Source organism: Phyllobacterium calauticae (assembly GCF_019991125.1).
In the GTDB taxonomy this organism is placed as follows: domain Bacteria; phylum Pseudomonadota; class Alphaproteobacteria; order Rhizobiales; family Rhizobiaceae; genus Phyllobacterium; species Phyllobacterium calauticae.
In genome coordinates this window covers 57,768-75,265 of the sequence record NZ_JAGENB010000012.1, presented here as the reverse complement: position 1 = coordinate 75,265, position 17,498 = coordinate 57,768, and the positions used below count along the sequence as shown (strand labels likewise).

General features: G+C 59.9%; 13 protein-coding genes. 4 read left to right on the top strand and 9 right to left on the bottom strand.

The features are described from left to right. Positions 1 to 257: 257 nt before the first annotated feature. Together J1W56_RS24650 and J1W56_RS24645 are read left to right on the top strand one after the other, a co-directional pair. Complete coding sequence (locus J1W56_RS24650; protein WP_223615926.1) at positions 258 to 1,094, top strand: oxidoreductase; 837 nt, start codon at positions 258 to 260, stop codon at positions 1,092 to 1,094. A gap of 422 nt (positions 1,095 to 1,516) precedes the next feature. Continuing rightward, positions 1,517 to 1,660 carry a hypothetical protein gene (locus J1W56_RS24645; RefSeq protein WP_163364476.1) on the top strand — a complete coding sequence of 48 codons (144 nt, stop codon included), beginning with the start codon at positions 1,517 to 1,519 and terminating at the stop codon, positions 1,658 to 1,660. A 62-nt stretch (positions 1,661 to 1,722) separates the two neighbouring features. On the opposite strand, the gene J1W56_RS24640 is transcribed toward J1W56_RS24645, so the two are convergent. The 9 genes from J1W56_RS24640 to J1W56_RS24600 form a co-directional block, all read right to left on the bottom strand. Next, the gene (locus J1W56_RS24640) at positions 1,723 to 2,940 is read right to left on the bottom strand and encodes an adenylate/guanylate cyclase domain-containing protein (RefSeq protein WP_223615925.1); all 1,218 of its coding nucleotides are present in this window, start codon (positions 2,938 to 2,940) and stop codon (positions 1,723 to 1,725) included. A gap of 73 nt (positions 2,941 to 3,013) precedes the next feature. Next, positions 3,014 to 4,198, bottom strand: coding sequence for an SGNH/GDSL hydrolase family protein (locus J1W56_RS24635; protein WP_223615924.1), 1,185 nt, complete (start codon positions 4,196 to 4,198; stop codon positions 3,014 to 3,016). Further along, positions 4,195 to 5,292 carry a glycoside hydrolase gene (locus J1W56_RS24630; protein ID WP_223615923.1) on the bottom strand — a complete coding sequence of 366 codons (1,098 nt, stop codon included), beginning with the start codon at positions 5,290 to 5,292 and terminating at the stop codon, positions 4,195 to 4,197. The genes J1W56_RS24635 and J1W56_RS24630 overlap by 4 nt, the downstream gene beginning before the upstream one ends. 62 nt (positions 5,293 to 5,354) lie before the next feature. Beyond that, positions 5,355 to 6,530: a polysaccharide pyruvyl transferase family protein gene (locus J1W56_RS24625; protein ID WP_223615922.1), complete on the bottom strand. Its 1,176-nt coding sequence runs from the start codon at positions 6,528 to 6,530 to the stop codon at positions 5,355 to 5,357. A 46-nt stretch (positions 6,531 to 6,576) separates the two neighbouring features. Beyond that, complete coding sequence (locus J1W56_RS24620; RefSeq protein ID WP_223615921.1) at positions 6,577 to 7,752, bottom strand: polysaccharide pyruvyl transferase family protein; 1,176 nt, start codon at positions 7,750 to 7,752, stop codon at positions 6,577 to 6,579. A 28-nt stretch (positions 7,753 to 7,780) separates the two neighbouring features. Then, positions 7,781 to 10,468 carry a glycosyltransferase gene (locus tag J1W56_RS24615; protein ID WP_223615920.1) on the bottom strand — a complete coding sequence of 896 codons (2,688 nt, stop codon included), beginning with the start codon at positions 10,466 to 10,468 and terminating at the stop codon, positions 7,781 to 7,783. Next, positions 10,458 to 11,963 (bottom strand): DUF6212 domain-containing protein, encoded by a 1,506-nt coding sequence (locus J1W56_RS24610; protein WP_223615919.1) that lies wholly within the window; start codon positions 11,961 to 11,963, stop codon positions 10,458 to 10,460. Before J1W56_RS24610 ends, J1W56_RS24615 begins: the two co-directional genes overlap by 11 nt. A gap of 264 nt (positions 11,964 to 12,227) precedes the next feature. Then, complete coding sequence (locus tag J1W56_RS24605; protein WP_223615918.1) at positions 12,228 to 13,448, bottom strand: glycosyltransferase family 4 protein; 1,221 nt, start codon at positions 13,446 to 13,448, stop codon at positions 12,228 to 12,230. A gap of 41 nt (positions 13,449 to 13,489) precedes the next feature. After that, positions 13,490 to 14,059: a MarR family transcriptional regulator gene (locus J1W56_RS24600; RefSeq protein WP_223615929.1), complete on the bottom strand. Its 570-nt coding sequence runs from the start codon at positions 14,057 to 14,059 to the stop codon at positions 13,490 to 13,492. Between the two features lie 200 nt (positions 14,060 to 14,259). On the opposite strand from J1W56_RS24600, the gene J1W56_RS24595 reads away from it, so the two are divergent. After that, entirely contained in the window at positions 14,260 to 16,029 is a 1,770-nt protein-coding gene (locus tag J1W56_RS24595; protein WP_223615917.1) for a type I secretion system permease/ATPase, read from the top strand. Continuing rightward, positions 16,026 to 17,444 (top strand): HlyD family type I secretion periplasmic adaptor subunit, encoded by a 1,419-nt coding sequence (locus J1W56_RS24590; RefSeq protein ID WP_223615916.1) that lies wholly within the window; start codon positions 16,026 to 16,028, stop codon positions 17,442 to 17,444. Before J1W56_RS24595 ends, J1W56_RS24590 begins: the two co-directional genes overlap by 4 nt. The last annotated feature ends 54 nt before the right edge of the window (positions 17,445 to 17,498 follow it).

Sequence of the window (17,498 nt, the reverse complement as noted above, 5' to 3'; positions counted from 1 at the left end):
CTATTCACTGTCGCCGGGCAGAGCTGCGATATCGAGGTCTCCGCCCTGCCCGTCGATGAGCCTCGGCATCTGTCAGGATGACATTTTAACTTTGCACAACAAGCGACATTTCAACCTTGCTGCCACAACGGCATCGCGAAATCCGGAGGATCAGGCAATTCATCCGGAGTTCCGGTCTACGTGCTTTCCCGCCTTCCGTCCTATTTTCACGTCGTGGGCCCAAGGGGCTCTGTTTCAGGACGACAAGGAAATGCAGGATGAGCAAGACATGGTTTATCACCGGTGCCGGACGGGGTATCGGCGCGGAAGTTGCCAAGGCTGCGCTGGCAGCCGGTGACAATGTGGTCGCGACCGGCCGCAATCGCAAGCAGGTGCAACAGGCGTTCGCGGGCGTCGAGGGGCAATTGCTGATCGTCGAGCTGGATGTAACGCGGCCCGAGCATGCGGATCAGGCGGTGGATGCTGCCGTCACCCATTTCGGCGGCATCGACGTTCTCGTCAACAATGCCGGCTACGGCCAGCTGGGTCAGTTCGAAGAAAATGGTGCCGACGACATCGAACGCCAGTTCGCCACCAATGTATTCGGCCTGTTGCATGTGACCCGTGCTGTTCTGCCTGTGATGCGCTGGCAAAGATCTGGCCGCATCTTCAATCTGTCCTCCATAGGCGGCATGGTCGGGTTTGCCGGTGCTTCCGTCTATTGTTCGACGAAGTTTGCGGTTGAAGGCTTCTCGGAATCGCTGGCCATGGAAGTGGCCCGCTTCGGCATCCATGTGACCATCGTCGAGCCGGGGTTCTTCCGCACGGATTTTCTCGACGAAAGTTCGGTTCGCTATGGCAATAAAAGCATTGAGGACTATGCCGAAGCCTCGCGTGAAACGCGCACGACCTATGACGGGTACAGCTACAAGCAGGCGGGCGATCCGGCAAAGCTCGGGTCTGCATTGATTGAACTGGCCGCCTCGCAGGAGCCACCCCTGCGTTATGCCGCCGGTTCCGATGCGGTCAAAGGCATCGCGACGAAGCTGGATTCGGTTCACGCGGAAATCAACAAATGGCGATCCCTGTCGATTTCCACGGATGGTAATTTTTGAGCCGCTTTTCTGCCCAGAGATCAACACGATCTTCCCGGAGAAATAGGCAATCACCTCGGTGGATCGGTATACCGCCTCGCCCTTCCACCATGCGATATTCAGACTGGGAATAAACCCCCGTTATTCAAATAACTTAGGGTCAGAACCCATTAACATGATCGAAATGGCGTCTGAAACGGCAAAAAGATGCGAGGAGAGATGCGAAGGGCGGGGCCTTTCCCCCGACCGAGCGGGTCGACACTGCAGCTTGCAGCCGTTTCGGCGTCCAGAGGATATGGTCCATTTGCCCAGCTCCATCGTCGCAAAGGCTCGACAATGAACCACATTGCCATCGCCTTCGCTCCTTGTAGCCGAACAAATGGCCTCATACCATTTCGACCAGATTAATGGGTTCTGACCCTAAAAAGAAAGGGATATTTGCAATGAACATCCAACTCCCCACCCTTTCACCGTATCTCAAGCCGGGCTTTTCAACGCTGAAACTTCTTTCGCGCGTGCTGCATCCGATCAAGACCAAGAAGGATCGTGATATGGCGGAACTGGCAAAGCGATATTTAAACGGATAATCAGCGCCTTTTGACGCGCTTGTGAAAGCAGAGGAAACCCGCAATGCCCGGCATTGCGGGTTTCAACGTTTTTCGGCGGGGTCGAGGGTGAACAGTTCCTGCGCCCGCCCGACACCGCGCAAGGCGAAACGTCCGACGCAAACCAGTTTGGAGCGAAGTTCTTCCGGCAGGAATGCGGCGAAGCGGTCCGAGATCAGGACATCCTGATCGACGGATCGGCACATGGATGCGATGCGGCTGACTTCATTGACGGCCGGTCCAACGACGGTAAAATCCAGCCGCGTGTCGCTGCCGATATTGCCAAAGAACACCTCGCCCACATGCATACCGAGATAGACATTGGTGATCGGCTGTTTCTCGGCGGCGCGCCGCTCATTGAGCACGATGAGCCGCTTGCGCAGAAGGGCTTGGGCCTTCAGCGCCGCGGCGCAGGCCGTCTGCGACCCGCCTTCGGTGAAGATGGCCAGAGTGCCGTCACCGATGAGCTTCAGCACATCGCCGCCCGCTTCCTGGATCGACGAGATGACCGCATCGGCATAGTCGTTCAGCATCGGGATTATGGCATCCGGTCCTGCCGCGTCGGAAATGCGCGTATAGTCGCGCAGGTCCGAATACCAGAGAACCGCTTCGATCCGGTCGGCCGCGCCGCGATTGATGCGCCCGGCCAACACGCGTTCGCCCGCATCGTGCCCGAGATAGACCTCGGCCACCGTCCGCACGATCCGCGCCAGCGAGGAGCATTTGATCGCAAGCGCCAGCCCCCGCACCAGACGTTTCAGGGTTGCAATATCGCGGTCCTCGAAGCCGTCGGCGTGCGCCGTGGACCATTGCGAATAGAAACAGTCCATTTCGCCAATGCTGCCCTGCGTCGAAAAGCGGTGGACCAGCGCGAGATAATCGGTGAGCCCTTCGGCCTTGAGGTTTTCCAGATGCAGAAAGCCCGGTTCGTCCATTTCGCCGATGCGGCGGCGGAGCGAATCCTCGCCGGACTGCAGCAGGTGGTAGAATGTGGTCCGCTGCCAGCTTTCGGCGCCGGGGCCCTGGGTGCTCGAGCCATACTCGATCACCGGCTTTTCCACCTCCTCGCGCTGGCGCCAGTGGAACGCCCTGCCCTCGTAGATGGGATGCAGCGTATCGACAAAGGTCAAGGCGCGTTCGAGCGTGATGCCAAGGCCGCAACACCGCACGCAGAAACCGTTCAGCAGTTCGGTTTCGCTGGCGCCGGCCAATCCTTGCGCGTCAAGCCATTCTTCAATCGCAACTATGTCGGCTTCCGTCATGATTCCCGCTCACTTGTCCGTCTGAACGGGTATCACGTCCGCGCCGTTTGACAAAGATGGCAGTGGCGGGAACTCAGGCGCCTGGCGCTGGTGCTTCCACTTTGGCCGCCGGTTGTGCGGCAGCGGCAGAGCCATTGGCCGCGCTTCCGGCCTTCTCGATGGCGCAGACCCTCAGGTTGCCGGTGAAAAGAATGCCGCTGATCGGCAGTGCCGGTTCGGCCGGGAATGTTTCATGCCTGATGCTGTCCTTCGGCACGTGCAACTTGTGCTCGCCGCCTTCGCCGCCACCCCCGAGGGTGAGCGCGAGGGATGGCTGGGTCTGCAGGAGTGTGACGCCATACAGGAATTCGAAGCTCAGCATCGACACCAGGAACTTGTAGGTGCCGTCGCGCACACCGCCCTTGAGCAGGGCGGCGCGGTGCGTCTCCTCGCCCATGCGTACATCGAGCGGCGGAATGTTGGGCTCGCAGACATAGGCCATGGCCAGGAGCTGCCCCTTGTCCACTTCGAATTTCAAACGGTCGCGGCCAAGATCAAGGGCCGAGACGGAAAATCGCCGGTTGCTGTATTCGACCGGCAGCCGGCCCAGCCGCTTGCCCAGCTGCACGCCATCGAGCGCGCGCGCGCCGGCAAAATGGTCAGGGTCGATGGGCGGCTGCAGGGCAGCCGCCTTGTGCGGGCGCTGCAATGCCGGTTCCAGTTCATCGGCAATGAGGTTGGCGACGATGGTCGTCGCGACCGGCCGCGCATAATGCCCCTGGTCGGAATAGAAACTGGGATGGCCGACGACATCGCGGCCCAGCCGCTGCATCAGGTGGCGCGAAACGTCGACGCAGATGGTGCCGTACCACTGCGAGATGTAGTTGATCCCGGCATCGATGGATGGCACGGCGCTGAGGAAGGAGCCGTTGCGGGCGCCGAAGACAAGGGTGGCGATGCGCAGGTTGGGGTTCTGCTCGAGGGCATAGCGGATGATCCCTTCGTAGAACCGCGCCCAGTGGCGGAAAGGCCGCCGCTCGTCGCCATAGACAAAGGCATCATTGAGTGCGTACTCGATCAGCAGCAGATCGCAATCGGCAAGCTTGTCATAGGTCTTGAGCTGGTAGAGGCCGAAGGCGCTGGTCGTCCCGCCCACGGCCAGGTCGGCTGTAATGTCGAGGTCGATGCCGCGCCGGGCCATGGTCGCCAGAAGCGACGGCAGGTAGCCGGGCAGCATGACGGTATTGGAGCCGCCGATGATGACGGTTTTCAGTTTCATGGTGTCACCACTGCTGCCCGGCCCGCGGGAGAGAGTCCCCCGCAGCGCCAGACCCCATATCCCTTTGCATCCCAATCGAAGTAGTAGGCGGCCGCCACGCGGCCTGTTCCCATCAGTTCGGCGAAGCGGCTGCGTGCCGCCTCGACCAGCTGTTCCCGTGAGCCGTCATTGGCCGGGCATGTGGTTGCCGTGTTGGAAAAGCCCCATTCGGTGATCCAGCACGGTTTGCCGTCCGGCTCCGAGCGGCAGATGGACAGCGCCTGGCTGACATGCGCCGCGCGGGCTGCTGCCGTGCCGTTGCTGCCGGGGTAGATGTGGATGCCGTAGCCGTCCACGACCTTGTCCAGCCCATGCTTGCGCATGAGATTGGTAAAACTGGCGGGATCGATGCTGTCGATGCCGCGCCGGTCGGCGTCGGCGACCGGGATATCGGACAGCCCCGCCGAAATGACCTTGGCGTTGCGGCTGTATTGCGTTGATTGCAATTCCCTGCGGACCACGGCGGCAAGCTGGACGTACCGGGCTGCGCCCTGTTCGACGGCCGGCAGATTATCGAGATCCGCCAGCGAGCGGGCGGTGTGGCTTTTGGCCTTTGCCTTCACTTCGAGATCGCCATTATAGGCACCCCAGTTGATCTCGTTTCCGGCCTCCACGGCAACAAGCGGAATCTTGAGCGCATCGATCTTGCGCAGGGCATCGCCGACGACGGAACGGAACTGATCCGGCGAAATATCGGAAAGCCGGTACATGTCCCATATCCGGCCAAGGCCGGAACGGGGTTGCGTGCCCTCGGGATAGAAGGCCGGATTGTTGAGCGATATTTCCAGGAGGATGGCGAGGCCCTTGGCGTGAGCAACGCGGACCGCGTCAATGCTCTGGTCGATCGGTTTTGTCAGTGACAGGCGCACCGCCACGACGCCGTTCTTGACCATGAGATCAAGAAGTTTCTCCCGTTCGGCGGGCGAAAGCCAGGCCAGATTGACCCGGTTGACACCAAAGCGGGTATCGCCCGCCGCATGTGCCGGTGTTACCGGCTGAATGCCGATAACAATCGCTGCCACGATACCGGCGGCGCCGGCGGCCAACTTACGCATGTGCACTTTCCAACCCATGGTTTCATGCCTCCTCATAAGGTGGCCGCCGGGACAAGCACCGATCACCGGATTCCAATATCTTTCAACGCGGCGTTGAAATTGGCTTCGCAGGCGGAATAGCGGTGGATGGCGGCCGGAACGTCGATCTTCGACAGGAAGTCCTGCAGGAAGGCCTTCTTTTGCGGCTCGCGGTTCCAGACCGATGCCTCGATATGGGGGAAGCCGACAAAGTCGAGCATTTCGCGCATCCGGTCGTCGACGGCGATCATCAGCGCCGGAATGCCCGACTGCATGCCGATGATCGAACCATGGAACCGGCGGCCAAAGCAGAAATCCTGGCCGGAAACCCAGCTGCGCCACTTATGCGTGTCGAAGAATACGAGATAGTCGCGCTTGCGCTGCCATTTCTCCGCATGCTTGTACTCGGTCGGCGCAGTGATGCGGCTGGCCGCCGGATCATAGGCTTCGGTGCCCTCGTCGCCCACCATGTTCATGTTGTAGACGATGACCTCGTCCTGGATGACATAGCTTGCCGTGCTGTCCTTGTGCAGGAGCGCATGGGCATCGACGATGGTGTCGGGAACGCTGCCGAGATAACCGCCAAAGGCGATCTTCTGCGATTCCGCCAGGCCCGGATCGGCGAGGCGGCTGAGCGAGCGCTTCATCTGGGCCGGATCGTAATAGAGGGAGGGGCAACCGGTCGGGCGCACATATTTCATGCCCTCGGCCTTCAGGAATTCCGCCGTGAAGTGCCCGCGGGTGAGGAAGAATGTTTCCTTCTTCTTCAAGACGTTGAGAAAGCGCTGCGTGCCTTCCGGCAGTTCGGCTTTCAGGTTTTCCTTCTTCTGGATGCCGATGCCCATGACGACGATCGGCATGTTCAGGCGCTCGAACACATGGGATTCCGTCGCTGCTGCATAGCCGGGCCGGAGCAGGTTGGCCGATGCAAACAGGCACAGATCAAAGCTCTCGTTCAGCCGCGCATAGGTCTCGGGCGAATGGATGCTGTTGGCCAGATGCCAGAACGGAATATAGGTGACGTCGTGGCCGCGCACGCTGTTGGCCGCGCCTTCACCGATCAGATAATTGCCGGTATTGGCAATCCGCTTGACCTGGTCGATGACATCCTTCTTCGTCCGGATGTTTTCGAAATAGGGACGGTGCTTGACCGTTGCCCCGGAAACGCTGTCGACTGTCCGCATCAGATATGATGGGATGCCTGTGATCATTATTCGCATGTTCGTCCATCTTGGGTTGGAGCTTCCGGAGCACCGGATATGGGAGTTATCCGATGCCGATCTCGGTCAGGACCGAGCGGAAGCTGCGTTCACGGTCAGAGTATTTTTCGATGACCTGCGGGATGTTCATCTGCGCCAGATGGTCGGAGATGAAAGCCGAGCGGTCATTTGCAGAATTGAGGTCGTTGGCCTCGACTTTCGGCAATCCGGAAAAGTTCAGCATTTCGCGCATGCGGTCATCGACGGCCACGATCAGGCTTGGCACGCCGGACTGGAGCGCAATGATGTTGCCGTGAAAGCGCCGGCCGAAGGAGAAGTCCATCGAGGACGTCCAGGCGCGCCACTGGTTGGTGTCGAAAAATGTGTGAACCTTGATCTTCTTCTTCAGTTCGCCGGAGCCCTTGAACGTCAGGTCACCGATCATCTCGCCCGAGGTTGAATCGTAGACGCGGCCATCCTCGTTAGGCTCGACCTGCATGTCGAAATGCAGGGGCTCGTCCTGGATGACATAGGCCGACCGGCCGTCATCGGACGACAGCGCGTTCATGTCGCCGATCGTATCCAGCGCGGCACCCATATAGCCGGTGAACACGGTCCGCCCCTCGCCCACCTTCACATCAGGCAGACGGCGAATGGCCTTGCGCACATTGGCGGGCATGAAATACATCGACGGGCAGCCGACGGGCCGTACGAACGAGAAACCCTGATCCTTGAGATAGGAGGCGGTCTCGTCGCCGCGGGTGAGGAAATAGTGTTCCTTTTCCTTCAGCACCTGCAGCAGGCGCTGGGTGCCTTCGGGCAAGGACTCCTCGAGATCGGGGCGGTTCTGGATGCCGATGCCCAGCATGACCACGGGCATGTCGAGCTTGGACAAGACCTGCGCTTCCGCATCGGCCGACAGGCTTTTGCGCAGGAGATTGGCGCAGGTGAACACGCAGATATCAAACTGCTTGTTGATGGAATCGAGACCGGTGCCATTGTTGACGGCATTGTAGAGATGCCAGAACGGAATATGGGTGGCATCCGGGGACAATGCGCGCAAGGCGCCCTCCCCGATCAGGTAATTGCCTGTGTTGCTGATGTTCTTGAGTTCGCGCAGGTAAGCATCCTTGCTTTCCGGCTGCGGCTGTTTCTCCGAGTAAAAGACCCGGGCGTCTTCAGCGCGCTGGATAAGGCGTGTCAGGTGGCCTGGGATGCCTGTAAGGAGAATTCTGGGGCTCATGGGGGTCACAAAACCTTTCTGGTGATCGTCACGCGACAGCACGGCCGGAAAGCACGGCGGTGGCATCGAATTCTGGGATGATTTCCGGCGCATCCGCACTCCGTTCGAGAGGAAGAGCGGGTTCGATGGTGTTGCTCCAGTGAATGAAGCTGGCAAAGGATGAGGTCCAGGAACGCTCGGCAGCCGTGGCAAGCGCGCCTTCCGCCGTGCGGGCCAGCGCCGTGCGGTCCTGGGCGAGAATGGTCAGCAGCCGGGCGATGTCCGATACGATCTGCGCATCATTGCCATTCTTGATCAGGATGCCGTCCTGGCCGTGGATGATCAGCTCATCGACCGCACCGACGGCAGTTGCCACCGGGACGCAACCAAGCTGCTGCGCTTCGGCAATCATCAGGGGCGCGCCTTCCCAGCGCGACGGCATCAGCAGCACGTCGGCCCAGGCGAGTTGGGCCGCGATATCCTTGCCGCTGAAAACCGGCGGCGAAACGCGGACACCGGCGTCCTTGAGGCGCGCCATCCATGACGAACTCGGATCGTCGGAGAGAATCTCGCCGCCAATGGCCTGGGCTTCGAAGGCGATGCCGCGCTCGCGCAGTTTGATGATGGCATCGTGCAAGCGGTCAATGCCCTTCTGGCGGTCCAGCCGACCCATGTAGAGGATGTGCAGCGGTTCAGCCGGCTGCGGCGTCTTGCGGGCACCGGTGACCTGGGCGCGCAGCTTTGCATCGATGGAAAAGCTGGCGGCGTTCGGGACGGCGAAGATTTTCTCGAACGGCACGCCAAAGCTGTGCAGGTAGGTTTTCAGCTGCTCGGAACAGGTGAGAAACGCGTCATAGGCATGCTCGAATGCAATGGCGGCATAGGGCTGCCCGGCGCGGCGGCGGAAGACCGTCTCATCCACGACATGGAGATAGCAGGCGGTGCGCGTGCCTTCCGCGCGGAGTTTGCCCATCAGCGGATGGGCGGCCATCACGTGGTTGTTGACGATCAGGTCGAAGCCGGAGAGCTGTCCGCGCAGCGCTTCCCAGTCGAGCGGATGATCTTCGGTGATGAAATCCTGCCCGAGGAAACGGTTGGTGTCACCCCAGGCCGGTATGCCGTCCTTCCAGAAATGGATGTAGTCGAAGGCCTGGTCGAACTCGTCGAGCACGTCCATGCGGCTTGAACCGAGCACGAACAGGTGGGTTTCAAACCCCTCCTGTTTCAATTCGCGGCCGGCGGCATAGGCGACCTTCTCGGCACCGCCGAACGAGGCATTGGGAACCAGCACCGCCGCCGTCTTTTTTCCGGCGGTATTGTGGGCGAGCGGCAGGACCGGCGATCCGCCGAGTTCCTTCCTCAAGACCTGATACATGTCCGACAGGGCCGGCAGGCGGCGCGGGCGCCATGTCCAGCGTGTGGATGCCGTCTGCTTGAGCGGGCTGGTTGCAATGGCTGTTACAAGGTTGAGCAATGCCTGTTCCGGCCGTGCCAGCGAGCGGCGCTGCCGTGCCTTGGGGAACGGAAAGCGGATTTTCAGGCGCGATGATGTAGGCCACAGCTGCTGGCTGCCGATGGACGAAAACCAGTCGAGCGCATCGTTGTCGATGACGTTCTGGATAAGCTTGGTCGAAACGAAGATCAGGTCGGCCGGGCCCTGATGCGTGCCGGACGGCATGATCTCGGATTCGATGCGCCGCTCCGAATCCACATTGCCGAACTCGACGAAGACGATATTGGATTTTTCCGCCAGACGCTCGAGATGGCAGAGGATGTTCGGAAACAGCCGCGACCGGTTCAACAGCTTCAAGGTTTCGTTGCTGCATGCGGCGACAAAGGGCGGGAAATGGAAATTGTCGGGTTCGCCGACGCTGCCCCAATAGGCGCGGATCGCGTCGTCAAAGCCGATCTCACCGGGTGTGCGGGTGGGATCGGTAAAGGTGCTGAGCGTCCCCTCGCCTGTCCGGATCAGCGCGTAGCGGGGACATTCCTCGTGTTCGAAACCGACCAGGGTCGGTCGGCGGAACAGGGCCTTGTGCCGTTTGCGCAGGAAGTTGATCGATGACGACCGGTCGCGGTTGGCTTCCTTGAAGCGGCTTTCCGCACGCAGACGGTATTCGAAGCCGGTGTCATGGCACGGCTGCCCGGTAAAGCCGGCCTCAATCGCCGACAACCAGAATTCCCAGTCCTCGAAACCATTCTGGCGGTCTTCATCGAAGCGCACGCCGCTTTTGAAGACGTCGATCGAAATCATCGATCCCGTGTCGCAGATGTTGTCCGTGATGCAGTGGATCAGCCGCGAATAGCTGTCGCCGTAATGGGCGCGCCAGTTCACCGAGAATGTATCGATATTCGTGTAAATCCACCCTGCCTTGCCGGAGGAAAGACGGCGGTAAAGTGTATCGACAGTATAGGGTTGAACGCGATTGTCAGCATCCAGAAAATATACTGCCTTTGCTTCGGGTAATTCTTCCAGAATATATTCAATCGCCCGATTGCGCGCGCCGCCCGGCCCGGCATTCGTGCCGAAGATCACGTGTATGGACGGATGGGCTGCCGCATAGAGCGCCAACTGATCGAACACTTCATGGCGCGGGTCGCCGTCGACGGAGACAACGATGGCGACGCGGAATTTCGTTATCGATGCCAGTGCCGATTCAAGCGCTTCGGGAACGAGGGCCGCATGACCGTAAAGCGGCATGGCGATGGCGATCAGGTCCTGCGATTTATCGGGCATTGGCCATCTCCTGGGCCGGGCGCGCCTCGATATGCTTGACAAGCCTGAAGTTGAACACCTTGAGCCAGGAGAAATCGACCGAACCGGTGGTCGCCTTGCTGAGAATGACAAGATCCATGGCGCGGGTGGTCGCCGCGTCCAGCATGAAATTGATGTCGACGGGCTGTGCCGCGGTGATGTCGGTCCAGCCGCTGAACAGCGCTGTCGGCCGCTTTTCCGTGGCGCGGCCCAATGCACCGATCTCGCCCTTGATATCCGCCGACAGGTTTGTCAGCAGGAAGCCGACCGCGCCGGGCTGGCCCTCGGGATGATCGATGATCGCGCGTGCCGAGATGCGAACCGTCCCCGGCGATATGACGCGGCGGATCGCACCGGCCGTTATACCCTCGTTCAGGGGATGGCAGACAATGGCGTCTTCGTGTTCCAGAAAGCGCACCGTGGGGAAATCGGGCTCGACGGTATTAACGGAAACATTGGCGACGCTGCGCAGCATTTCCACCGGCAGCCGGTAATCTTCGACGCGCCGCCCGGCGATCAGCGATGTCGGTACGAAGACGTTGCTGAGGGAGGTCGGGCGCACCCCGGGTAGGCCGGTAAAGACGCGGAAAGCCAATGGGCGCATGTCAAGATCGGCATGCGGTATGCGTGCCCTGGCCGCATAGCGTTCGTTGGTGATGGCGTTGCCGAGGGAAAGCTCCGGCGGCACGCCGCCGGTTGCGGAGACCCGCAGCCGCAGCGTGCGATGGCCGCCGTCGCAGGCCTTGGGCAGGGAGAAGAAATTCCAGTCCGCAGCCACGCTGGCATAGGGGACCAGCCATTCCGCGATGCCTTCGCCATTCTCAACGTAGTCAAGCGTGACAATTAGCTGTCCGGAACGACCCGTGGGCAGGCCGCGGAAATGCAGGGCAAAGCCGGAGACCGCATAGCTCGATACCGGGAAGAGCTGTTCGATTTCCGATTCCCGCAGAAGGTTGGCAAAGCCTTCATCCTTCGGGTCGATGCATGGCGTGTGGCCGAAAATCTCGGTGACGGAATCCCAGTTCCTGGCGTGGAAGGCATTTTCGATGGCGCGGTAGTTCTCGAAGAGCGTCTCCCGTTCGCGCCGCAGCATGACAAGCTCGCCGTGTACCTTGGTCACGTGGCTGGTGAGGCGATCCAGCCCGCATTCAAGCACCTGCGCGACAAGCGCAGCCTGTGTAGCAACCGTCGATGCATCCAGCCGGACAATCGGCACTTCGGGAACGGTCCTGAACCGGTAGATGCGCTTCAATGCGTTCTGCAGCTCCGCCGCGCCGGTATCTGAAACGGCCACGCCGATCAGCGGAAAGGCATTCAGCAGCCGGAGATGATCCGCGTCCGGTTCCACGAAAACAATGAAATCGGCCAGGGGCGAAGCTTCGAGCAGCGCCTGATCATGGCTGGAAGCGATGGCGTAGCGGCTTCGGCGAGGTTGTCGATGAACGGCTGCGGGCAGTGATGTGTTCAAAATAGACATCCCGTATCTTTGGCAGTGTAGTTGGTCGATTGTGCAGATGCGAACTGCGTCTCCCGTTAAGAGAAAATATCAACCGAGTAATGTCAACAGAATATCTTCGTGGTCTATAGTAAAATGTAATACAGATATAAGTTGTAATTGTTTCAAAAATCGAAATATTTTATTTATACTTTCAATTGCGTGGCAAAACCCCAGTGTTTCCTGCAGGTTCTGCGGGTGTGCGTTCACAGCGTGGGCGGTATGGGAGGGTGAAGACAGCGCCGTTCAGGCAGCTCGCAAGACCGCGTCGATCAGAGATTTTTGCCGCACAAGACAATCGGTCAGCCGGAAACGGTGCTCGATCGTGCGGCGTGCTGCCGCACGCAGCGGCATGAAATCGTTCGGCCCGGCAAGCACGCGCAAAATGGTGTCGGCGAGCGCGTCCGTATCATAGAAGGGAACGAGCAAGCCATTCTGGCCGGACCGGATGATTTCCTGAACGGGCCTGGTGTCCGAACCGATCACCAGCGCGCCGCATGCCATGGCCTCGATGACGGACCAGGACAGAACGAAGGGATAGGTCAGGTAGATATGCGCCGTCGAGATCTGATAGAGCTGGCGCAGGAGATCGTGCGAAATCGCGCCCGGAAACAAAATCCTGTCGGGCGGCAAATCATACTTGGAAAGCAGTGCGTCTTTCCACGAGCCGCCTCCGGGCGGCGGCGTGCCATAGCTCACCCCGTCGCCGCCGACAAAGACGAACAGGGCGTCGGCATTTTTCCGGATGACCTTTGCCGCCGCTTCCAGCGCCTGCGGGAAGCCGCGATAGGGCTCGAGGTCGCGGGCAACAAAGGTGATGACAGGCGGATCGCCTGCCCTGAGAATGCGGCCATCGGGCAGTTTCAGCGCTGCGTGCGCATCGGGACGGAAAATCCGTGTATCGACGCCTTCGTGGCAGACGGCAATGCGTTTCTGCGCGGCGGCCGGATACAGGCTCTTCTGCCAGAACGTCGGGCTGATGCCACCATTCATTGCCTCAAGGGAAATCAGCTGCGCAATGTTGCGCAGCCTTAATCTTTTGCGGGTTTCGGCATCCGGATTGTCATCCGGCGCAAATCCGACATCGGCGCCTTCGGCCCGATAGAAGAATTCGCAATAGCCGAGGGCCGGAACCTGCGGCAGGACATCCTTGACGAACATCATGCTGCCCCACCCGATATGACCGATGACAATGTCGGGGCGTTCGCCCTGGCGAGTCATGGAATCGAGTGTTTCGGCAACGCGGTGCCCGATCCGCACGTGGTGATCGGGAATGCCGAGATACCTGGCCATCTGGCTGTCCGCCCGAGGGCCAGGTTCCATTCTGTGTCTGATCACGCGGACCGATGGGAGGCGCCGGTCCACTGTTTCACAGATAAGGCTGACATCATGCCCGCTTGCCGCAAGATGTTCGGCCAGGGCAGCAAATTGACCCAGGCCGCGCCTGTGAACGAAAGCCACATGCATGTCAGTCCTTTCCAGACATCAGAACACGAATTGACAGGGGCTCAGATGCCGTAACGCGCGGCATTGCCCCAAACCAGTTCGAGCCTGTGCAATGTCTGGAATGCGATTTCCAGATTGCGAAGATCGTCATCATCCCGGGCGAGTACGCGGTTGTAAGCTCCGCCTGCATTGCGCAGATTGGCGCAAAGCTGTTCGCCCTTGTCGGTCAAGCGGATCCTTGCGGACCGCTTGTCGCGCTGGGAGGCAACCCTGTCGATGTATCCCCCATCGGCGAGCTGCTTCAGATAGTAGGAGATATTGGAGCCGATATAGTGACCCCGGTCCAAGAGCTCCCCAACAGAAAGTTCGACGTCGCCAATCGCCAGGAGAACCATCGCCTGGGCTGGGCCAACGTCTTCGATCCCCAACTTCGTCAGTTCAGTCCTCAGCAGACTGGCGAACCGACGATTTACTCTCTCAATCATTCTGGCCAGCTCGAAGTGTGTCACCACAACGGTGTGAACTGGATGTCTATGTCCCTGTTTTTCCGCTGTAATTTCAGGAAAATCGGCGGCATCATAACCGTCAATAGATGTTTCGACTTCCACTCCTTCGTGTAGAAGTTTTTGTATCATCTTTGTCTCCATCATCAATTTTACTTCAAAATTTGAAGTAAGTTACAAGTATATTCCAAGGTCTCCTTTGCTTTTTTCCCCACCATATGAACTTTTTTCTGTCACATTCTGCACGGTATTACTTTACTAGTCTAATGCTATAGACCAAGTTCAATCGGGCTACCGGGCAGCTGTGTCATTTCCAAGGCAGATTACACATGAGTGATACTCGTCAAAACAATGCAAATGGCAAGAGCAATGTTGGAAAAAATGCGACGACGCATACGGTTCCGGCACCTCGGACCCTCATTCTGCGCGCACGTCGGGTGTTCTTGTCGGGCCTCCTTTATGCCGTTCTGCTGAGTGCCTGCATCAACCTTCTGCAGCTCACCGTACCGCTGTATATGCTGCAGGTGCATGACAGGGTTTTGAACAGCCGGAGCACCGACACGCTGGTCATGCTGAGCATCCTGGCGGCGGGCGCCCTGATCGTTTTCGGTATTCTCGAATTCATCCGGGCCATGTCGTTCCAGGCCATGGGCAGCGCGCTTGTGCGCCGGCTCAATCTGCCGATTCTGACCGCTGCCGTTCAGGCGTCGGTCGATCAGGGGCTGCCCAAAGCCACGCAGGCGCTGCGCGATCTGACGGAGCTGCGGACATTCCTCACCTCGTCAGCGGTCAGTGCGCCGCTTGACGCGGCCTGGTCCCCCATCTTCCTGACCGTGCTTTTTCTTCTCCACCCGGTTTTCGGCATTATCGGCGTCGTCTCGGTCATCGTGCTCGTCGCCTGCGGTGTCATCACGGACATTTTGACGCGAAGCCTGGTGAAGGATGCGAATCAGGCGAACATCGAAGCCGTCTCGAAAATCGGCAGCACGTTGCGCCATGCGGAAGTGATCGAGGCCATGGGCATGCTGCCCGCATTGGCCCGGCGCTGGCGTACGGCGCAGATGAGCGCCCTGGATTTGATGGATGCGGGCGGCGCGCGCAGCCGGGCCATGGGGACCATCGCCCGTACCTTGCGGTTCATGATCCAGATTGGCGCCCTCGGCGCCGGTACGCTGCTCGCCATGCAGCAGGAAATCACGGCCGGTGCGATGATTGCCACGACGATCATTGTCGGTCGTCTTCTCGCGCCGTTCGACCATGTGGTGGAGACGTGGCGCCAATGGGTGAACGCCATCGGAAACTGGCAGCGGATCCAGGCCCTGCTCGCGCAAAACCTCGCCGTCCGCCAGACAATGCCGACGCCGCGGCCCCATGGCGATCTGATCATCGACAAGCTTGTCTATGCGGCGCCGGGCGTCGAAATGCCGATCATCAAGGGCATTTCGTTTTCCCTTTCGCCGGGAGAGGTGCTTGGCATTGTCGGTCCGTCCGCAGCGGGTAAATCGACGCTGGCCCGGCTGATGATCGGTATCGTCAAGCCAACGTCGGGCGGTGTCTTTCTCGACGGCAACAATGTGTATCTGTGGGAGCGCAGCTCGTTTGGTGAAATCGCCGGCTACCTGCCCCAGTCGGTGGCGCTGCTCGACGGTACCATCAAGGACAACATCGCCCGGATGGGTGAAAGCGACCCGCACCGTGTTCTGGAGGCGGCACGGCTTGCCGATGTGCATGAGATGGTCGGCCGCCTGCCACTGGGCTACGACACGCCGGTCGGCGACGGGCGCCTGACGCTGTCCGGTGGCCAGCGCCAGCGGATCGGCCTTGCACGCTGCCTCTATAACCGCCCCCGCCTGATCGTGCTGGACGAGCCGAATGCCAATCTCGACGCCGTCGGCGAAAGGGCACTGATGCGCGCCATCGAACAGGCGCGCGATGACGGCGCCATCGTCGTCATGATCGCGCATCGCCCGACCATCATGCAGGTGGCGGACAAGCTGCTTGTGCTGGAAAACGGTCGAATCACCCAGTTTGGCCCGCGCACCGACGTCGTGGCCTCCATCACACCCACGGGTCCCAAAATGGGAGCGACAGGATCATGACCGGCAAATCGATTGTTCCCAAACGTTTCACCCAATTGCTGGCGCCGCGCGCCGAGTCGGGCGGGAAGCAGGCATTGACCAAATTTGGAATCGTGCGGCCGGAATGGGTCATCGATCTTGAGAATGAGGATGCAAAGTCGCCCCTGCGCCGGCTCATCATTGCGGGAATCATGACGATCGTCATCGCGTTCGGCGGGTTCTTCGGCTGGGCCTATTCGGCCGAGCTTGGCAGCGCCGCCGTTGCCCTGGGAACGGTCATCGTCGATTCAAAGCGCAAGACAATCAGCCATCTGGAGGGGGGCATCCTCGACCGCCTGCTCGTGCAGGAAGGCGACGAGGTCAAGGTCGGGCAACCGCTGATCCGGCTGGACGATACGAAAGCCCGGGCGGAACTGCAGTCGCTGCAGTCCCGCCGGATCGGGCTGATCGCCAAACTTGCACGGTTGCGTGCGGAACAGGCGGGTGCAGCGGAGATCACCTTTCCCGAGCACTTCGGCGGGCCTGACAATGTGGCTGCCGAGAACGCCGTCAAGGCGGAACGCATTTTCTTCCAGAAACGCTCGGCCCAGAAAATGAGCCGCACGGACGTGCAGAAGAAAACCATCGAGCAATATACCGAACAGGCAAAATCATCCGCGGCGCAGGTCGCCGCGACGGACAGGCAGACCGAGCTGATCACCGAACAGCGCACTGCCATTGCCGGGCTGGTCGCCAAGGGCTTTGCCCAGAAGTCCAAGCTGACCGAGATCGATACCAAGCTGAGCGAACTGGCGGGCAATCGCGGCCAGTATGCCGGGGACAAGGCAAAGGCGGAGCAGGCGAAGGCCGGTGCAGAGTTTGGCTTGATCGGCATTGAAAGCGACCTGCAATCCGAAATCGCCGGCGAGATCACCACCAACCAGACCGATCTTGCGGATACGGAAGAGCGGATCGTTGCAGCCAAGGACGTCATGCGCCGGGTGGAAATCAGATCGCCGCAGGCGGGCGTGGTTGCCAATATTCGCCTGCGCACGCCAGGCGGCGTCGTGGCGGCCGGCGAGGCGCTGATGGACATCGTGCCTGAAAACGAACCTCTGGTGGTTGAAATGAAAATCAGTCCGCGTGACGTGGACAGCGTTTCGATGGGATCGCAGGCGCAGATTCGCCTGACCGCCTACAATCAGCGCTCACTGACGCCGCTGGATGGCAAGATCAGCTATATCGCCGCCGATCAGGTGATCGATGAAAAGACGGACACGGCCTATTTCGTCGCCCGCGCGGAAATCATGCCAAAGTCGCTGGCGGCCAATCCATCGGTCAAACTTTATCCCGGAATGCCCGCCGAGGTCATCATCGTGCATAAGGCGCGCAAGGCGATCGACTATATCATTTCGCCAATTTCCGACAGCTTGAATCGAGCATTCAGAGAGGATTGATTAGAATAAAATCCCTTAAACAAAGGGGTTTTGGCAATATTTCAAATTTTGAAA